Annotated in this window: 16 protein-coding genes; 15 read left to right on the top strand and 1 reads right to left on the bottom strand. The window is 64.6% G+C overall.

The features are described from left to right. Positions 1-11 precede the first annotated feature (11 nt). Complete coding sequence (locus tag AC1DJB_RS19810; RefSeq protein ID WP_441433574.1) at positions 12-782, top strand: GNAT family N-acetyltransferase; 771 nt, start codon at positions 12-14, stop codon at positions 780-782. Between the two features lie 17 nt (positions 783-799). Here AC1DJB_RS19810 and AC1DJB_RS19815 read toward each other — a convergent pair whose 3' ends face one another. Next, positions 800-1,477, bottom strand: coding sequence for an acVLRF1 family peptidyl-tRNA hydrolase (locus AC1DJB_RS19815; RefSeq protein WP_476910751.1), 678 nt, complete (start codon positions 1,475-1,477; stop codon positions 800-802). Between the two features lie 41 nt (positions 1,478-1,518). Between AC1DJB_RS19815 and AC1DJB_RS19820 the strand changes: the two genes are divergently transcribed. The 14 genes from AC1DJB_RS19820 to nusB all read left to right on the top strand — a co-directional run bounded on the left by AC1DJB_RS19820 (position 1,519) and on the right by nusB (position 15,062). Then, positions 1,519-3,000, top strand: coding sequence for a replication-associated recombination protein A (locus tag AC1DJB_RS19820; RefSeq protein WP_307053986.1), 1,482 nt, complete (start codon positions 1,519-1,521; stop codon positions 2,998-3,000). A 170-nt stretch (positions 3,001-3,170) separates the two neighbouring features. Then, positions 3,171-3,791: a 30S ribosomal protein S4 gene (gene rpsD / locus AC1DJB_RS19825; protein WP_028267147.1), complete on the top strand. Its 621-nt coding sequence runs from the start codon at positions 3,171-3,173 to the stop codon at positions 3,789-3,791. A gap of 148 nt (positions 3,792-3,939) precedes the next feature. Next, the gene (locus AC1DJB_RS19830; protein WP_476910752.1) at positions 3,940-4,314 is read left to right on the top strand and encodes a DUF948 domain-containing protein; all 375 of its coding nucleotides are present in this window, start codon (positions 3,940-3,942) and stop codon (positions 4,312-4,314) included. A gap of 58 nt (positions 4,315-4,372) precedes the next feature. Further along, complete coding sequence (locus AC1DJB_RS19835) at positions 4,373-4,585, top strand: hypothetical protein (protein WP_059389200.1); 213 nt, start codon at positions 4,373-4,375, stop codon at positions 4,583-4,585. Between the two features lie 120 nt (positions 4,586-4,705). Continuing rightward, positions 4,706-7,384 (top strand): alanine--tRNA ligase, encoded by a 2,679-nt coding sequence (gene alaS, locus AC1DJB_RS19840; protein ID WP_476910753.1) that lies wholly within the window; start codon positions 4,706-4,708, stop codon positions 7,382-7,384. Positions 7,385-7,386: 2 nt separating this feature from the next. Beyond that, positions 7,387-7,974, top strand: a complete 588-nt coding sequence (ruvX, locus tag AC1DJB_RS19845; RefSeq protein WP_441433563.1) for a Holliday junction resolvase RuvX — start codon at positions 7,387-7,389, stop codon at positions 7,972-7,974. Then, positions 7,974-9,656, top strand: a complete 1,683-nt coding sequence (gene mltG, locus AC1DJB_RS19850; protein WP_441438264.1) for an endolytic transglycosylase MltG — start codon at positions 7,974-7,976, stop codon at positions 9,654-9,656. Before ruvX ends, mltG begins: the two co-directional genes overlap by 1 nt. Next, complete coding sequence (locus tag AC1DJB_RS19855; protein ID WP_306959777.1) at positions 9,653-10,519, top strand: shikimate dehydrogenase; 867 nt, start codon at positions 9,653-9,655, stop codon at positions 10,517-10,519. Before mltG ends, AC1DJB_RS19855 begins: the two co-directional genes overlap by 4 nt. A gap of 29 nt (positions 10,520-10,548) precedes the next feature. Then, positions 10,549-11,748 (top strand): chorismate synthase, encoded by a 1,200-nt coding sequence (aroC, locus tag AC1DJB_RS19860; protein ID WP_441433565.1) that lies wholly within the window; start codon positions 10,549-10,551, stop codon positions 11,746-11,748. Next, a complete protein-coding gene (locus AC1DJB_RS19865; protein WP_275937070.1) occupies positions 11,748-12,314 on the top strand; it encodes a shikimate kinase in 567 nt (188 codons plus the stop codon). Before aroC ends, AC1DJB_RS19865 begins: the two co-directional genes overlap by 1 nt. After that, positions 12,311-13,402: a 3-dehydroquinate synthase gene (gene aroB, locus AC1DJB_RS19870; protein WP_284989274.1), complete on the top strand. Its 1,092-nt coding sequence runs from the start codon at positions 12,311-12,313 to the stop codon at positions 13,400-13,402. The genes AC1DJB_RS19865 and aroB overlap by 4 nt, the downstream gene beginning before the upstream one ends. Continuing rightward, complete coding sequence (locus tag AC1DJB_RS19875; RefSeq protein WP_059389193.1) at positions 13,399-13,920, top strand: tetratricopeptide repeat protein; 522 nt, start codon at positions 13,399-13,401, stop codon at positions 13,918-13,920. Before aroB ends, AC1DJB_RS19875 begins: the two co-directional genes overlap by 4 nt. A 168-nt stretch (positions 13,921-14,088) precedes the next feature. Further along, positions 14,089-14,652 carry an elongation factor P gene (efp, locus tag AC1DJB_RS19880; protein ID WP_028267136.1) on the top strand — a complete coding sequence of 188 codons (564 nt, stop codon included), beginning with the start codon at positions 14,089-14,091 and terminating at the stop codon, positions 14,650-14,652. Next, positions 14,652-15,062, top strand: coding sequence for a transcription antitermination factor NusB (gene nusB / locus AC1DJB_RS19885; protein WP_059389192.1), 411 nt, complete (start codon positions 14,652-14,654; stop codon positions 15,060-15,062). The genes efp and nusB overlap by 1 nt, the downstream gene beginning before the upstream one ends. Positions 15,063-15,220: the final 158 nt, after the last annotated feature.

Consider the following 15,220-nt stretch of genomic DNA (forward strand, 5'->3'; position numbering starts at 1 on the left):
TGACACAGGAAATGGGCCTTGAATCGATCGAGGAGCTCATGGACCGGGCATGGCCCGCCCCGGACCGTGAGGACACCGGGGGATGGGTCATGCGGGCCGCCGGAGGCGTGACACAGCGGGCAAACTCGGTCTGGCCCAGGGAGCAGGCCAGCGACCACGAGTCGGCAGTACGGGCCGCCACGCAGTGGTACCGCTCCCGGCGCCTGCCGCTGATCTTCCAGATTTTCGACGATGAGCGAAGCGCGGGCCTCAACAGTGTGCTCGATGCGCAGCGATTCACCCGGCAGTCGGAGACCCTCATCATGGTCCGTCCGGGCGGCGCCCTTCCAGCTACCCTGCCCGGTGGCCCGGCAACCGGCGTCGAGATCTCGGAGGAGCCTTCCGAAGAGTGGCTCCGGCTGTGGTGGTCCGTTGACGGCCGCGGGGGAGACGCCGAGCTGGACATCGCCCGGAGGATTCTGGTGTCTTGCCCTTCCGTCTACGCTCTCGCGAAGGACGACGACGGCGTCCCGGCCGCCGTCGGGCGCCTCGCCCTGGTGGGCGGCAAGGGAGGCATCTACTGCATGGCAACTGCGGCCAAGCACCGCCGCCGTGGCTACGGGCGGCAGGTGCTTGAAGCGCTTCTGGAAGCGGGCGCCCACCGAGGCGTGTCCGAGTTCTGGCTACTGGTAACGGCCTCGAATACCGGCGCCCGGACCCTGTACGACGGCGCGGGGTTCGCAGAGCACGGCAGGTACCTCTACCGGCAGGCCCGGCCGCAGCGGGCGTTGTCGGGCTGTTAGCTGGCCCGGCGCCCCTCCTACAACGGATCCGTGACGTCGATCCGCACGGCGCAGGCATCCGCCGCAGCCCTGCGAAGTACGGTTGCGTTGGGGTCGGCAACCGCCAGGAACGCGAGCTTCGCCCGGGACGAATATTCCTTCAACGCCTTTTCTTCGAGGACCGCCGCGGAGAGTGCGGTGTCTCCGCCCAGAACGAGATATTCAATACTGTCTCCGGCGAACACAGCGGCGGCATAACCGGCCACCGCTTCCGTCAGTGCGTTGGCCTGGTTCTCACGACGACGGGCAAAGCGCTGCTGCGAGGATCCACCTGCAGCCGAGCGGGATTGAACGTAACGTGAACCCGATTTGGAGGCGGACACTTTGCCGCCGCTCACCACCCCCACCGCGTAGCCGCCCCGGCGCACCAGGATGATTCCGAGCCGCCGTTCCTGCGAAGCAAGCGACGCCAGGCGCTCAACCGCGGTTGCGCCCCTGCCGGGCCGTCCATCGACAGGCCAGGGGGCCCTTAATAGCGCGGTAGCGCCATCGGCCGCCCGCAGGAGCGTGCCGCCGTCGTCGGGCTCTTCCTGAACGGCGCCATGGCTCGCGGCGAAGCGCTCCACCCAGCCGGTCAACCGCGGACCGGGGATGAAAGCGGTGCGCACCGCCCCTGGCGGCGGCTTTTCGTTGGGGCCGGACGGCCGGGTCTCCACGTTGATGTCTCCTTCGCTGGAATCATGAGTAGCCTATCCATGTGGAAGATCTCTTTGGTGCCGACGCGGACAATGACGACGACGCCGGCAGCCAGGCGGATTCGGACCGTTCCAGCGATGGACGCGCAGGCACAGGGCGTCCGGCGTCGCCGCGGAGCCCTTTGGCTGTCCGTATGAGGCCCCGGACCCTCGACGACGTTGTGGGCCAGCAGCATTTGCTGGGCCAGGGGTCTCCGTTGCGGCAGCTTGCCGCAGGGGCCAACGCCGCCGGTCCTGCCGGCCCGAGTTCGGTCATCTTGTGGGGACCCCCGGGTACGGGCAAGACGACGCTGGCACACGTCATTGCCCGCGGACCCGGCCGGAAGTTCGTCGAATTGTCCGCCATTACCGCGGGCGTCAAGGATGTCCGCCTGGTCATGGAAAATGCCTTGACTGCCCGGGATCTCTATCGGACCACCACGGTGCTGTTCCTGGATGAGATCCACCGCTTCAACAAAGCCCAGCAGGACGCCCTGCTTCCCGGGGTCGAGAACCGCTGGGTGGTCCTGGTTGCAGCTACCACCGAGAACCCTTCGTTCTCGGTGGTCTCGCCGCTGCTTTCCAGGTCACTGCTGCTTACCTTGAAACCGCTCACCGATAGCGACATCGAAGCGCTGCTGCAGCGCGCCGTTGCCGATGCCCGCGGCTTGGCAGGGGGAGTGGAGCTCACCCCGGAAGCCTTGGAGCACCTGGTCCGCTTGTCCGGGGGCGATGCCCGCCGTGCGCTCACCGCGCTCGAGGCCGCTGCCGGCGTCGCCTACGGTGACAGGAACCACGACGACGGCGACGCGTCCGAAGACGCTTCTGAAGAGGAAGGGCTGGCCGGTGACGGTGCCCCCGAGGCTCCGGTCGTCGTCGAACTCCGCCATACGGAGCGGGCGCTGGACGCGGCTGCCGTCCGCTACGACCGTGCGGGAGACCAGCACTATGACGTTGCCAGTGCGTTCATCAAGTCGATCCGCGGTTCCGACGTCGATGCGGCCCTCCACTATCTGGCCCGCATGCTCGAGGCGGGCGAGGATCCGCGCTTCGTGGCGCGCCGGATCGTCATTTCGGCCGCCGAGGACATCGGCATGGCGGATCCGACGGCGCTGCAGACCGCCGTCGCCGCTGCCCAGGCAGTGCAGTTGATCGGCATGCCCGAAGGCCGGATCATCCTCGCCGAAGCGGTGGTGCATCTGGCGACTGCGCCCAAGTCAAATGCCGCCTACCTGGGCATCAACAAAGCCATCGCAGATGTGCGTGCGGGGATGGGGGTCGGGATTCCGGCGCATTTGCGGGACGCGCACTACCAAGGAGCGAAAGGCCTTGGGCACGGCCAAGGCTACAAGTATGCCCACGATGCCCCGCATGGCGTTGCCACCCAGCAGTACGCTCCGGACGATCTGGTCGGCAGGGACTATTACGAGCCCACGGCAAACGGCGCCGAACGGGATATTGCTCCGAGGCTTGAGCGGCTGCGCAGGATCATCCGGGGCAAGTAGCCGTCATGGTAGGCTAGATGCTTGTCTGGCAAGGCTCAGGCGCACAATCCATCAAAATCCAGGTTTTGATGCTGTGCCCTGCGCCCCGTAGCAAAAGGCAGCGGTTGGCCGATGCTCTCCCTCATGGAGGCCAGTAACACTGACACACCGCAGATATTGGAAGGACACAAGTGGCTAACAACACTCGTGCTCGCCGTACCGCACGCCTTTCGCGTGCACTCGGCATCGCTCTGACTCCCAAGGCCGCCAAGTACATGGAGCGCCGTCCGTACGGCCCCGGTGAGCATGGCCGTGCCCGCAAGAAGCAGGACTCTGACTACGCCGTACGTCTGCGCGAAAAGCAGCGTCTGCGCGCCCAGTACGGCATCCGCGAAGCCCAGATGACCCGTGCCTTCGAAGAAGCACGTCGCACCAAGGGCCTGACCGGTGAAAACCTGATCGAACTGCTCGAAATGCGTCTCGACGCCCTCGTGCTGCGTGCCGGCTTCGCCCGCACCATCGCCCAGGCCCGCCAGCTGGTTGTGCACCGCCACATCCTCGTTGACGGCATCCGCGTGGACCGCCCGTCGTTCCGCGTTGCGGAAGGCCAGCTCATCCACGTTCACAGCCGTAGCGAAGTCATGGCTCCGTTCCAGGTTGCAGCTGCCGGCGCACACGTCCTGAACGTCGTTCCGGCATACCTGGACGTCAAGATCGACGCCCTCCAGGCACGCCTGGTTCGTCGCCCGAAGCGCTCCGAGGTCCCCGTGACCTGCGAAGAGCAGCTCGTGGTCGAATTCTACGCTCGCTAATTCCCAGCAAGCACATACAAAGAAGCCCGTGGCACGCGCCGCGGGCTTCTTTGTATGTAAGGTACTTGGGGAAGCCACGCCGGGGTGCCTGTGTAGAACCACATGGCGAACCAGCGGCAAAGCAACAAATGCTAGGAGACGAGTGTCCATGACTGGTGGCGATATTGCAGGCCTGATCGCGGCCGGAGTTTTCGCGCTCCTTGTAGTGCTGTTGGCCGTGCCGATCCTCAAACTAGGGCGCGTCTTCGACGAGGTCTGCACCTCCATCCGTGCCTTGAGCGACGGAGCGACCCCCCTGATGGACGAGGTCACGGCGACGGTTTCCACCACCAACCAGCAGCTGAAAAAGGTGGATGGCATCACCTCCAACGTTTCCGACGCCTCCGCCAACATCTCTGCCTTGTCCTCGCTGGTGGCCGCAACAGTCGGTTCGCCGCTCATCAAGGTGGCAGCGTTCAGCTATGGAGTGCGCTCGGCTTTTGCCGCCCGCCGCAAACCGGGCAGTGGCCGCCGCAGCCGCTGAATCCGTTCGTAAGTCACGACCTTCGTATGTCAGGAAAACTGTGAAAAGAATTGTCTGGATGGGGATCGGCATGGCAATCGGAGTCATCGCCTTCCGCAAGATCACCCAAGCACAGGCCGCCATTGGCCCCGAAGGCCTGAACCGTGCCGTTGCGCGGCTGGCCGACGGCGTGTACGACTTCGCCGACGCCGTGCGCGCCGGAATGAATGAACGCGAAGTCGACCTCAGGGCCGCGCTTGGCATCGTAGAGTCCGACGCCGGCAGCCGTTAGCAGCCGCGGTTCGCCCAAGCGGCCGTCAACAGGGCAGAATTAGAAGCTGCGGCAATGGCGCATGCCAGAACCGCGCACAAACTCATGTGCAGTGAATTGAGAAGGGTAAGTAATCAGCTAATGAAGTCGCAGGAGATCACCAAACGCTGGGTGGACTTTTTTGTCAGCAAGGGCCACACAGCCGTCCCCTCAGCATCGCTCGTATCCAGCGACCCTTCCCTGCTCTTCACTGTGGCCGGCATGGTTCCCTTCATTCCCTACCTCACCGCCCGCGAGGAGCCGCCTTTCGACCGCGCCACGAGCGTCCAGAAGTGCATCCGCACCGGCGATATCGAGGAAGTGGGCAAGACCGCCCGCCACGGCACGTTCTTCCAGATGTGCGGAAACTTTTCCTTCGGGGACTACTTCAAGGAAGACGCCATCAAGTTCGCCTTCGAGTTGCTCACCAAGAGCGTCGACGACGGCGGTTACGGACTCGACGTCGAGCGCCTCTGGGTGACCGTCTACGAGGAAGACGACGAAGCCCAGGACTTGTGGCTGAAGAACACCGGCATCCCTGCGTCTCGCATCCAGAGGATGGGGAAGGCCGACAACTACTGGTCCACCGGGCAGCCTGGTCCTGCCGGCCCGTGCTCGGAAATCTACTATGACCGCGGCCCGGCCTATGGCGCCGAAGGCGGTCCCATCGCGGACGAAAACCGCTATGTCGAAATCTGGAACCTCGTGTTCATGCAGTACCAGATCGAGAACGTCCGCTCGAAGGTGGACTTCGACATCGTTGGCGAACTGCCCAAGAAGAACATCGATACCGGCCTCGGCATGGAACGCCTCGCGATGATCCTGCAGGGCGTCGAAAACATGTACGAAACGGACCAGGTCCGTCCCGTCATCGACAAGGCCGCAGCCCTTTCCGGCAAGGAATACACCTCTGCCGAGTCCGCTGACGACCCGCACCACACGGACGACGTCCGGATGCGCGTCGTCGCCGACCACATCCGTTCGGCCCTCATGCTCATTTCCGACGGCGTGTCCCCGTCCAACGAAGGCCGCGGCTACGTCCTGCGCCGGCTGATCCGCCGTGCCGTCCGTGCGATGCGCCTCCTCGGGGTCGAAGAAGCCTGCCTGCCGCAATTGCTCCCGGCTTCCCGCGACGCCATGAAGGGTGTCTACCCCGTGGTGGAGACCGACTTCGATCGCATCAGCCGCATCGCCTACGCCGAAGAAAAAGCCTTCCTGCGCACCATCGCCTCCGGCACCGCGCGCCTCGAGGAAGCCGTGGTGCTCTCCAAGGCCGCCGGAAAGCCTCTGTCCGGCGAGGATGCCTTCGCCCTTCACGACACCTACGGATTCCCGATCGACCTCACCCTCGAAATGGCCGAGGAGGCCGGCTTGAAGGTTGACGAAGCCGAATTCCGCAGCCTCATGCTGGAGCAGCGCCAGCGCGCCCAGGCGGATGCCAAGGCCAAGAAGGGTGGACACGCCGACGTCTCGGCCTTCCAGGAGCTCCTGGCCGAGGGCGAGACGGTCTTCACCGGCTACACCGAACTGGAAGGCGAGGCCCGGGTCCGCGGCATCGTGAGCTCCGGCCGGCGTGTTGCCCACGCCTCCACGGGCGACGAAATCGAGCTCGTGCTCAACGAGACCCCGTTTTACGCAGAGGCGGGTGGCCAGTCGGCCGACAAGGGCCTCATCACCGGTGACGGCTTCGTCGTCGAGGTCCTCGACGTCCAGCGCCCCGTGAAGGGCCTGAGCGTCCACAAGGCTATCGTCCGCGAAGGCGAGATCGCCTCGGACGCTTTGGTGCGTGCCGCCGTCGACCGCGAACGCCGCCACGCCGCCGAGCAGGCCCACACGGGCACCCACATCGTGCACGCCGCCCTGCACCAGATCCTCGGCCCGGAAGCCACCCAGCGTGGCTCTTTCAACAAGGCCGGTTACCTACGCTTCGACTTCGCCTGGGGCGAGGGATTGAGCGCAGCCACGAAGTCCGAGATCGAAGAGGTCTCGAACATCGCCATCCGCAATAACTTCCGGGTGGACACCAAGGTGATGGGCCTCGCCGAGGCAAAGGCCCTGGGCGCCATGGCCCTCTTCGGCGAAAACTACGGCAGCGAAGTCCGCGTCGTGGAGATCAACGGCGCGTGGTCCCGTGAGCTTTGCGGTGGCACCCATGTGGCCAACACCTCCCTCATCGGGAGCCTGTCGCTGCTCGGCGAGCAATCCGTGGGTTCGGGAAACCGCCGCGTGGAAGCCTTCGTCGGCCTCGACGCCTTCCGGCACCTCGCAGCTGAGCGAGCCTTGGTCACCGAGCTTACGGAGATGCTCAAGGTCCCGTCGGGCCAGTTGGCGGACCGGATCTCCAGCACCTTGGCCAAGCTCAAGGCAACGGAAAAGGAACTCGACCGCCTCCGCAAGGAACAGCTGACCGCAGCCGCTGCGAACCTCGTTGCCACGGCCCAGGATGCCGCAGGCGTCCGGGTAGTGGCGCACGACGCCGGCCAAGTCGGGGGAGCGGACGACCTCCGCAGCCTCGCCATGGACATCCGAAACCGGCTCGGCTCCGAAGCTTCCACGGTTGCCGTGGCCGGTGTCAGCAACGATCGTCCGGTCATCATCATCGCCACCAACGAGGCAGCGCGTGAAGCGGGCGTCAAGGCAGGCGCCCTTGTCCGCGTGGCCGCAGGAATCCTCGGTGGCGGCGGTGGCGGCAAGGACGACGTCGCCCAAGGCGGCGGAACCGACGACGCGAAGATCGCACCGGCCCTTGCGGCCGTTGTGGACGCGATCGCCAAGCGCTGATTTTGGAGGCCATTGCGAGCAACGACGACTACCCCCGGGGCATCAAACTGGGGGTAGACGTCGGGACCGTCCGTGTGGGAGTCGCCATCTGCGACCCGGACGGGATCCTGGCCACGCCGTTCAAGACGGTAAGCCGGGACGCCAAGAAGAATTCCGATATCGGGGTCATTGTCCGGCATGCCGAGGAGCTCGGCGTAGTCCAGATCTTCGTCGGCCTGCCGCGGACGATGAAGGGCGAAGAACACGCTTCTGCGGCCATGGCCACGGACTACGCGGACTTGCTGGCAGCCCACTTGCAGCGCCAAGGACTCGATGTTCCAGTCAACATGGTGGACGAGAGGCTCAGTACTGTGACGGCCCACCGCAATCTCCATGAAGCTGGCATGAGCAGCAAGGATCATCGTAAAGTGGTGGATCAGGTTGCCGCTGCCGGAATTCTGCAGCACGCGATCGACATGCAAAAAGCCAGAGGTGCGGATGTGGGCAGGCGCGTGCAGGCGCCAATGCCACCCCAACACATTGACGGTGCCAGTGCGCCGCTGCCGGCCTCCGGCATTGATCCACACTCTCCAACGAGGGGAAGACAATAGTGAGCCCGGTCAACAACGACCCCTCCAACGACGCAGCAGAAGACCGTACCCGGCCTCTGACGCGTCGTGAAATCCGTGCCAGGGAACGATTCCTGGAGACGCAGAACCAGGAGGTGTTGCCACCACCTGTGCCTGTCCACTTTGAACCTGTCGCAGTCCCGAAACCGCAGCCTGCATTCGTCCCGGACTATGCGCCGGCGGCCCCGGAAGCGACCACGCACGCCGCTGACCTCCACGACGACGGTATCCATGGCGACGGTAACCATGGAGAAGCAGTCCGGTCCCAAGAGGACCTGCAGGAGCACCCTGACCCAGCGCAGCCTGAAGTTCCCCTGCAGCCCGTTGACGCTGTGCACCCCATCGACGACACAGTGCAGCCAGAGGTCGAGCACTACGACGTGGCGCACCCCGACGACGTCAGGCACGATACTCTCCACCCCGATGTCGTCGAGCACGACGCTGTTCACAGCTACGACGTTGCACACGATGACGAGTTTCACGACCTGCAGGCCCATGACGAAGGTTATGCGCACCACGACCCCCAGTTCGACTACGGGGTCCACGAGGAGCACGGTGCGCACGACCTCATGGCAGCTGCGACTCCTGCGCCGAAGGTCCCCTCGAAGAAAGTCCGCAGGCGCCGTCGGCTTGTCGCGCTCCTGCTCACCCTCACGGTGTTCGTCGCAGCGGTTGCCGTTGGTGCACAGTTCCTGAAGCCATTGCTCGGGATGGACAAGGTCAGCGACTACCCAGGCCCGGGCACCGGCTCGGTCACCATCACGGTTGCTCCGGGCTCCGGCCCCAAGCTGGTCGCGAGCAACCTCCAGAGCCAGCACGTCATTGCCGACGCCGATTCTTTCGTGGCAGCCTTCACTGCCGCCGGTGGTGAGCTCTCACCCGGTGATTTCACTTTCAAAACGGAAATGAAGAACTCCGATGCGGTGAATGTGCTCCTCGGCAAGGATTCTTCCAAGATCATGTACTTCGCATTGAGTGCCGGATTGCGCATCGGTGAATCCCTTGACGCGATCTCCAAGGGTTCGGGCATACCTCTCTCCGAGTTGAAGGCGCTCAGCGACTCGCCGGCCCAGTTTGGCGTCCCTGCCCAGGCAAAGAACCTGGAAGGCTTCCTGGCACCGGGGGAGTACCGTTTCCCCGTTGGAACCTCTGCCAAGGACATCCTCCAGAAGCTGGTCACGGCCACTACCGACGAGCTCAAGGCCCAGGGTGTCACGGATCCCGCCAAGCAGTACCAGACCATCACGGTGGCCAGCATCGTGCAGGCTGAAGGCGGGCAGGCCGATTACGGCAACGTGGCCGGCGCCATTTACAACAGGCTCAAGCCGGGCAACACCGAGACGAACGGGCTCATCCAGTCCGACGCCACCGTTACGTACGGCCTGGGTACCAAGACCTTCCACCTGACCGACGCCCAGAAGGCCGACAAGGGCAACCCCTACAACACCTACGCCAACGTGGGCCTGCCGGTCGGCCCCATCGGTTCACCCGGCAAGACGGCGATCGATGCCGCCGCCAAGCCGACAGCCAACAACTACCTTTACTGGGTGACGATCAATCTCGACACCAAGGAAACCAAGTTCTCCAGCACCCTGGCGGAACACCTCAAATACGTTGACCAATACAACGCCTGGTGTGCTGCCAACGCCGGACGGTGCGTGTGAGTAGACGTGCTGCCGTCCTGGGGCACCCCATCAGCCACTCGAAGTCACCAGCGCTCCACCGAGCGGCCTACGCGAAGCTCGGGCTCGACATCGAATACTCGGCGATCGATGTAACGGTGGAGCGGCTCCCGGCCTTCATGGCGGGCCTCGTGGACGGGGATGACTGGTGCGGTTTGTCCGTCACCATGCCCCTCAAGACCGCCATGGTGGACGAAGTCGACGAGGTCCGGGGGGCCGGTGCGTACTTGGGCGTCATCAACACGGTGGCTTTCGAAGCGACTGAGTACGGCGTGCGGCGGGTCGGCCACAACACGGATGTGGCGGGCATAGTCGACGCCGTCAGGAATGCAGGAGTCAAGGAGCAGCCGGGCTCGGCGGTCCTTGGCGGCGGAGGGACCTCGGCAGCGGCTATTGCGGCGCTCCGGGAGCTCGGCTCGAAACACGTTGACGTCTTTGTGCGCGACGCCGGGCGGGCCGCCGAGGCGAAAGCCGCGGCAGCCGCCGTCGGGCTTTCCATCCACCTCCGGCCGATGACCGAAGCGGCTGTTGGCATGGCAGGAGCGGATCTGGTGATCTCCACACTTCCGCCGCGGGCGGCGGACGGCATTGCGGCGCAGCTTGAGCAGCTTCCCGTCGGCACGCTTCCCGACGTCGGCACAGGTGTGCTGCTCGATGTGGCCTACGATCCTTGGCCCAGCCGTATTGCCGAAGCATGGCGTTCGCGGGGCGGAGTGGTGGTTCCGGGCCTCGAGATGTTGCTCTATCAGGCCGTGGAGCAAATCCGTTTGTTTTCAGGAGCCGACGTCACCGCCGATGTCATAGATGTGATGTGTGACTCAGTCGGGCTTCCCCGGCGGGTCTAGTAGGGGCCTTACATGGCAGGATTGGATATATGTTGCGTTGGTTGACTGCCGGTGAATCCCATGGCCCGGCACTGCTCGGAATTGTTGAAGGCGTCCCCGCCGGTGTTGAACTGACCAGCGAGGAAATACGTGACGCCTTGGCGCGTCGCCGTCTCGGCTATGGCCGCGGCGCCCGGATGAAGTTCGAGCAGGACGAAGTGACCATCCTTGGCGGCGTCAGGCACGGTGTGACGCAGGGTGGCCCCGTCGCGATCCAGATCGGCAACACCGAATGGCCCAAATGGGAGCAGATCATGTCTGCCGACCCGGTGGACCCCGCAGTCCTCGCGGACCAAGCCCGCAATGCGCCGTTGACACGTCCGCGGCCCGGCCATGCGGACTTCACAGGCATGCAGAAGTACGGATTCCCTGAGGCCCGCCCTGTGTTGGAACGCGCCAGCGCCCGCGAGACCGCCACGCGTGTCGCCTTGGGTACCGTCGCTTCGCAATTCCTGAAGCAGCTTGGCATCGAGCTCGTGAGCCACACCGTATCCATCGCGAGCGTGACCGTGCCCGAGGGCCGCCCCCTGCCCGTGCCGTCCGACGTCCTGGCCCTCGACGCCGATCCTTTGCGTTGTTTCGACCGGGAGACCTCCGACGCCATGGTGGCCGAGGTCGACGCAGCACACAAGGAAGGCGAAACCCTCGGCGGTGTTGTCGAAGTCCTGGCCTACGGCCTTCCGCCGGGGCTCGGAAGCTACGTGCACTGGGACCGTCGCCTCGACTCCCGCCTGGCCGCTGCCCTGATGGGCATCCAGGCAATCAAGGGCGTCGAAGTCGGCGATGGCTTCCTGACAGCGGCCCGCCGTGGCTCCGCCGCGCACGATGAAATCGTCAAGGACAAGACCGGCCGGATCGTCCGCAAGACCAACCGGGCCGGTGGCATCGAAGGCGGCATGAGCATCGGCGAAGTCCTGCGTGTCCGTGCCGCCATGAAGCCCATCGCCACCGTCCCGCGTGCGTTGAAGACCATTGACGTGAGCACCGGTGAGGCAGCCAAGGCGCACCACCAGCGCTCCGACGTCTGTGCCGTTCCGGCGGCGGGTGTCGTGGCCGAGGCCATGGTTGCCCTGGTGTTGGCCGAGGCCGTTGCCGAGAAGTTCGGCGGTGACTCGGTCGCTGAGACCGCCCGGAACCTTCGGGGTTACCTGGACAGCATCCCGGCAACCCTGGACTCGGTCGGCCACTAGTGGTCCGCGGTAACTCGGGCGCCGGTTATGGGCGCGCGATCGTTTTGGTTGGGCCAATGGCCGTCGGCAAGTCGGTCATCGGCCAGCAACTCGCCCAACAATTGGGCGTGCCCTTCGTGGACACGGACGCCGTCATCGTTGAGCACCACGGCACGATTGCGGATATTTTCGCCGGTCGCGGAGAACACGCATTCCGGGAGATCGAGGCCAGGACGGTGGCACGCGCCGTCGACGCTGCGAACATCAACCGTGCCGTAGTCTCGCTGGGTGGCGGCGCAGTGCTCGATTCGGGCACGCAGCAGCTGCTGGGCGACTGCACCGTGATCTACCTTGAGTGCGACGCCGAGACTGTCGCCGAGCGCATTGCCCGCAACACAGGCCGGCCACTCCTGGCCGGTGACGCCATGGCCCGCTGGGAGACCCTTTTTGCCGCCCGGCGTCCAGTCTATGAACGCCTTGCAGACATCATCGTCGACGTCCGGTCCGGGACAGTGGCGGAAATCGCCCTCCACGTGGAGGAAAGACTGCGTGAATACGCGGCCTTGAAAGAGGAAGTGCAAAAGTGAGCAACGAAGCAACTGTCATCAAGGTCACTGGCCAGTCCGCCAACGAGAACTATGACGTCGTTGTCGGGCGCGGGCTCCTGGAGACCCTTCCCGCGAAGCTGGGCGAGCGGGTCCGGCGGGTTCTCGTGATCCACCCTCGTGCCCTGCGCCTCACGGGCGATACGGTCCGCGCCGAACTCGAGGCTGCCGGGTTCACGGCCCTCACAGCCGAGATCCCCGACGCCGAAGAAGGCAAGCACATCCAGGTTGCCGCCTTCTGCTGGCAAGTGCTTGGCCAGAACGACTTCACCCGCTCCGACGCCATCGTGGCGGTCGGCGGCGGCGCGGTCACCGACCTGGCCGGATTCGTCGCCGCAACGTGGCTGCGCGGCGTCAAGGTCATCCACATGCCCACGAGCCTCCTCGGTATGGTGGACGCATCGGTTGGCGGCAAGACCGGCATCAACACGGCCGAAGGCAAGAACCTGGTAGGTTCCTTCCATCCGCCCGCGGCTGTCCTCGCGGACCTGGACACACTCCAGACGCTGCCCAAGAACGAGTTGATCTCCGGAATGGCGGAGGTCATCAAGTGCGGATTCATTGCCGATCCCGCCATCCTGGAACTCGTCGAAAACAAGCCGGAGGAAGTCACCGATCCAGGCTCGGCGGTGCTCCGCGAGCTCATCGAACGCGCCATCGCGGTCAAAGCGAAGGTGGTTTCCGAAGACCTCAAGGAATCCGGCCTGCGTGAAATCCTCAACTACGGGCACACCCTTGGCCATGCGATCGAACTCGTGGAACGCTACTCGTGGCGCCACGGCGCAGCGGTTTCGGTCGGCATGATGTTTGCCGCCGAGCTCGCCCGCAGCGTCGGCCGGCTTTCCGACGTCGACGCCGACAGGCACCGCACCATCCTGGAGGGACTCGGGTTGCCGGTCACCTACCGCCGGGACCGCTGGCAGGGCCTGCTGGACGGCATGCGCCGTGACAAGAAATCCCGCGGAGACCTCTTGCGCTTCGTGGTGCTCGACGGCGTCGCAAAGCCCGGAATCCTTGACGTCCCGGACACCTCGTTGCTCTTCGCTGCCTACCAGGAGATCGCATCATGACCACCGAGACCTTCAGCAGCATCAGCGATTGGCCCACGGGCGGATTCCCCGGGGTGCGCACCAACCCTGACACCCTCCTGCCGGCCATCGTCAACGAGGAAGCCATGCAGTCCGCACTGGCCGAGTCGAGCGATCCGGCCGACCGCATCATGGCCCTCATGCTCGAAGGCCACCCGGGTGAAGCCGCCGAGTTGTTGGCCGAGGCGCGCTACAACGATCCCGAGTCGTTCAAATTACGGATCTTCGAGGCCGAACTGCACCGTGCCACCAACCGCTTTGACCGGGCCGTGGAGCTCTTCCGCCAACTCCTGGGCGAAGTCCACGGCACCGCCAAGGAACCTGTGGTGCACCAATACTTGGGGCGGGCTTATTTTGTGGCCGGCAATCACGTCGCCGCTGCAGAATCGTTTACCAAGGCCTTGGACCTGCGGGTCGCCTTGGCGGCCGACGCTTCGCTGATCTACTCCTCTGCTGTGGCCCTGCAGCGCGCCCGGAACGTCCTCGAGTTCGCCTCCTGACACGGGCGCGGCCAGGCTCGGCGCATTTTGCCGGTAGAATGGACTTTGGATTTTTGATAAATACGCGCTGGCGGCCGTCACGGCATGCCTGCTTGGCATAGTCGGCTGGAAGCTAAACCAGTAGCTAAAGCAGTAGCTAGCACCAGTGAGAGAAACCAGAGGATACTAGTGGCAACCACAAATGACATCAAGAATGGAACCGTGCTGAAGCTCGAGGGCCAGCTCTGGAACATCATTGAGTTCCAGCACGTCAAGCCGGGCAAGGGCGGCGCGTTCGTGCGCACGAAGATGCGCAACGTCATGTCGGGCAAAGTGGTCGACAAGACCTTCAACGCCGGCCTCAAGATCGAAACCGCCACGGTTGACCGCCGCGACTACCAGTACCTGTACCAGGACGGCGCGGACTTCGTGTTCATGGACACCCAGGACTTCGACCAGATCACGGTTTCCGGTGCCACGGTAGGCGACGCCACCAACTTCATGCTGGAAAACCAGATGGTCAACATCGCCATCCACGAGGGCACCCCGCTCTACATCGAACTGCCCCCGAGCGTTGTCCTCGAAATCACCTACACCGAGCCGGGCCTGCAGGGCGACCGCTCCTCGGCCGGAACGAAGCCGGCTACCCTCGAGACCGGCTACGAGATCCAGGTGCCCCTCTTCGTTGAGAACAACACCAAGGTCAAGGTCGACACCCGCGACGGCAGCTACCTGGGCCGGGTCAACGACTAGTGAGCGCCCGTGGTAAGGCCCGTAACAGGGCCCTCGAAGTACTGTTCGAGGCGGAGCAGCGTTCCGCCTCCGCTTTCGAGGTCTTGAAGGCCCGCCGGGAAATGACCGACCTCGTCGTCAACCCGTACACGGTGGACATCGTGGAAGGCGTGGTTGCCATGCAGCCCACCATCGACGAGTTCCTGCAGACCTACGCCCAGGGCTGGACCTTGGAGCGGATGCCGGCGGTAGACCGCATCATCCTGCGGATCGGCGCCTGGGAACTCCTCTACAACGACGACGTGCCTGACGGCGTAGCAGTCAGCGAAGCGGTAGCCCTGGCCAAGGTCATGTCCACCGACGAATCTCCTGCGTTCATCAACGGCCTCCTCGGCCGCTTGCAGACGCTGAAGCCTTCACTGCTCGCATAAGCGGCATTGGAAGCAGACGAAGGGCCGGAGCCACGGGAAACCGCGGGCACCGGCCCTTCGTCGTACCCGCAACTGTGAGCTAAAACGCAGCGCCCTGGCCCCGGGCGCGTCCGGCAGGCCTGAGCCCTGTGGTAATTTTGAAGAGCAAATGTTCCTTT

Source organism: Arthrobacter sp. 01T428 (genome assembly GCF_056398685.1).

Excerpts from the sequence above, each read along its gene's own strand:
- AC1DJB_RS19810 (WP_441433574.1), top strand. The coding sequence starts at position 12 with ATGGGCCTTGAATCGATCGAGGAGCTCATGGACCGGGCATGGCCCGCC.
- AC1DJB_RS19830 (WP_476910752.1), top strand. The coding sequence starts at position 3,940 with ATGACTGGTGGCGATATTGCAGGCCTGATCGCGGCCGGAGTTTTCGCG.
- AC1DJB_RS19835 (WP_059389200.1), top strand. The coding sequence starts at position 4,373 with ATGGGGATCGGCATGGCAATCGGAGTCATCGCCTTCCGCAAGATCACC.
- alaS (WP_476910753.1), top strand. The coding sequence starts at position 4,706 with ATGAAGTCGCAGGAGATCACCAAACGCTGGGTGGACTTTTTTGTCAGC.
- aroC (WP_441433565.1), top strand. The coding sequence starts at position 10,549 with ATGTTGCGTTGGTTGACTGCCGGTGAATCCCATGGCCCGGCACTGCTC.
- AC1DJB_RS19875 (WP_059389193.1), top strand. The coding sequence starts at position 13,399 with ATGACCACCGAGACCTTCAGCAGCATCAGCGATTGGCCCACGGGCGGA.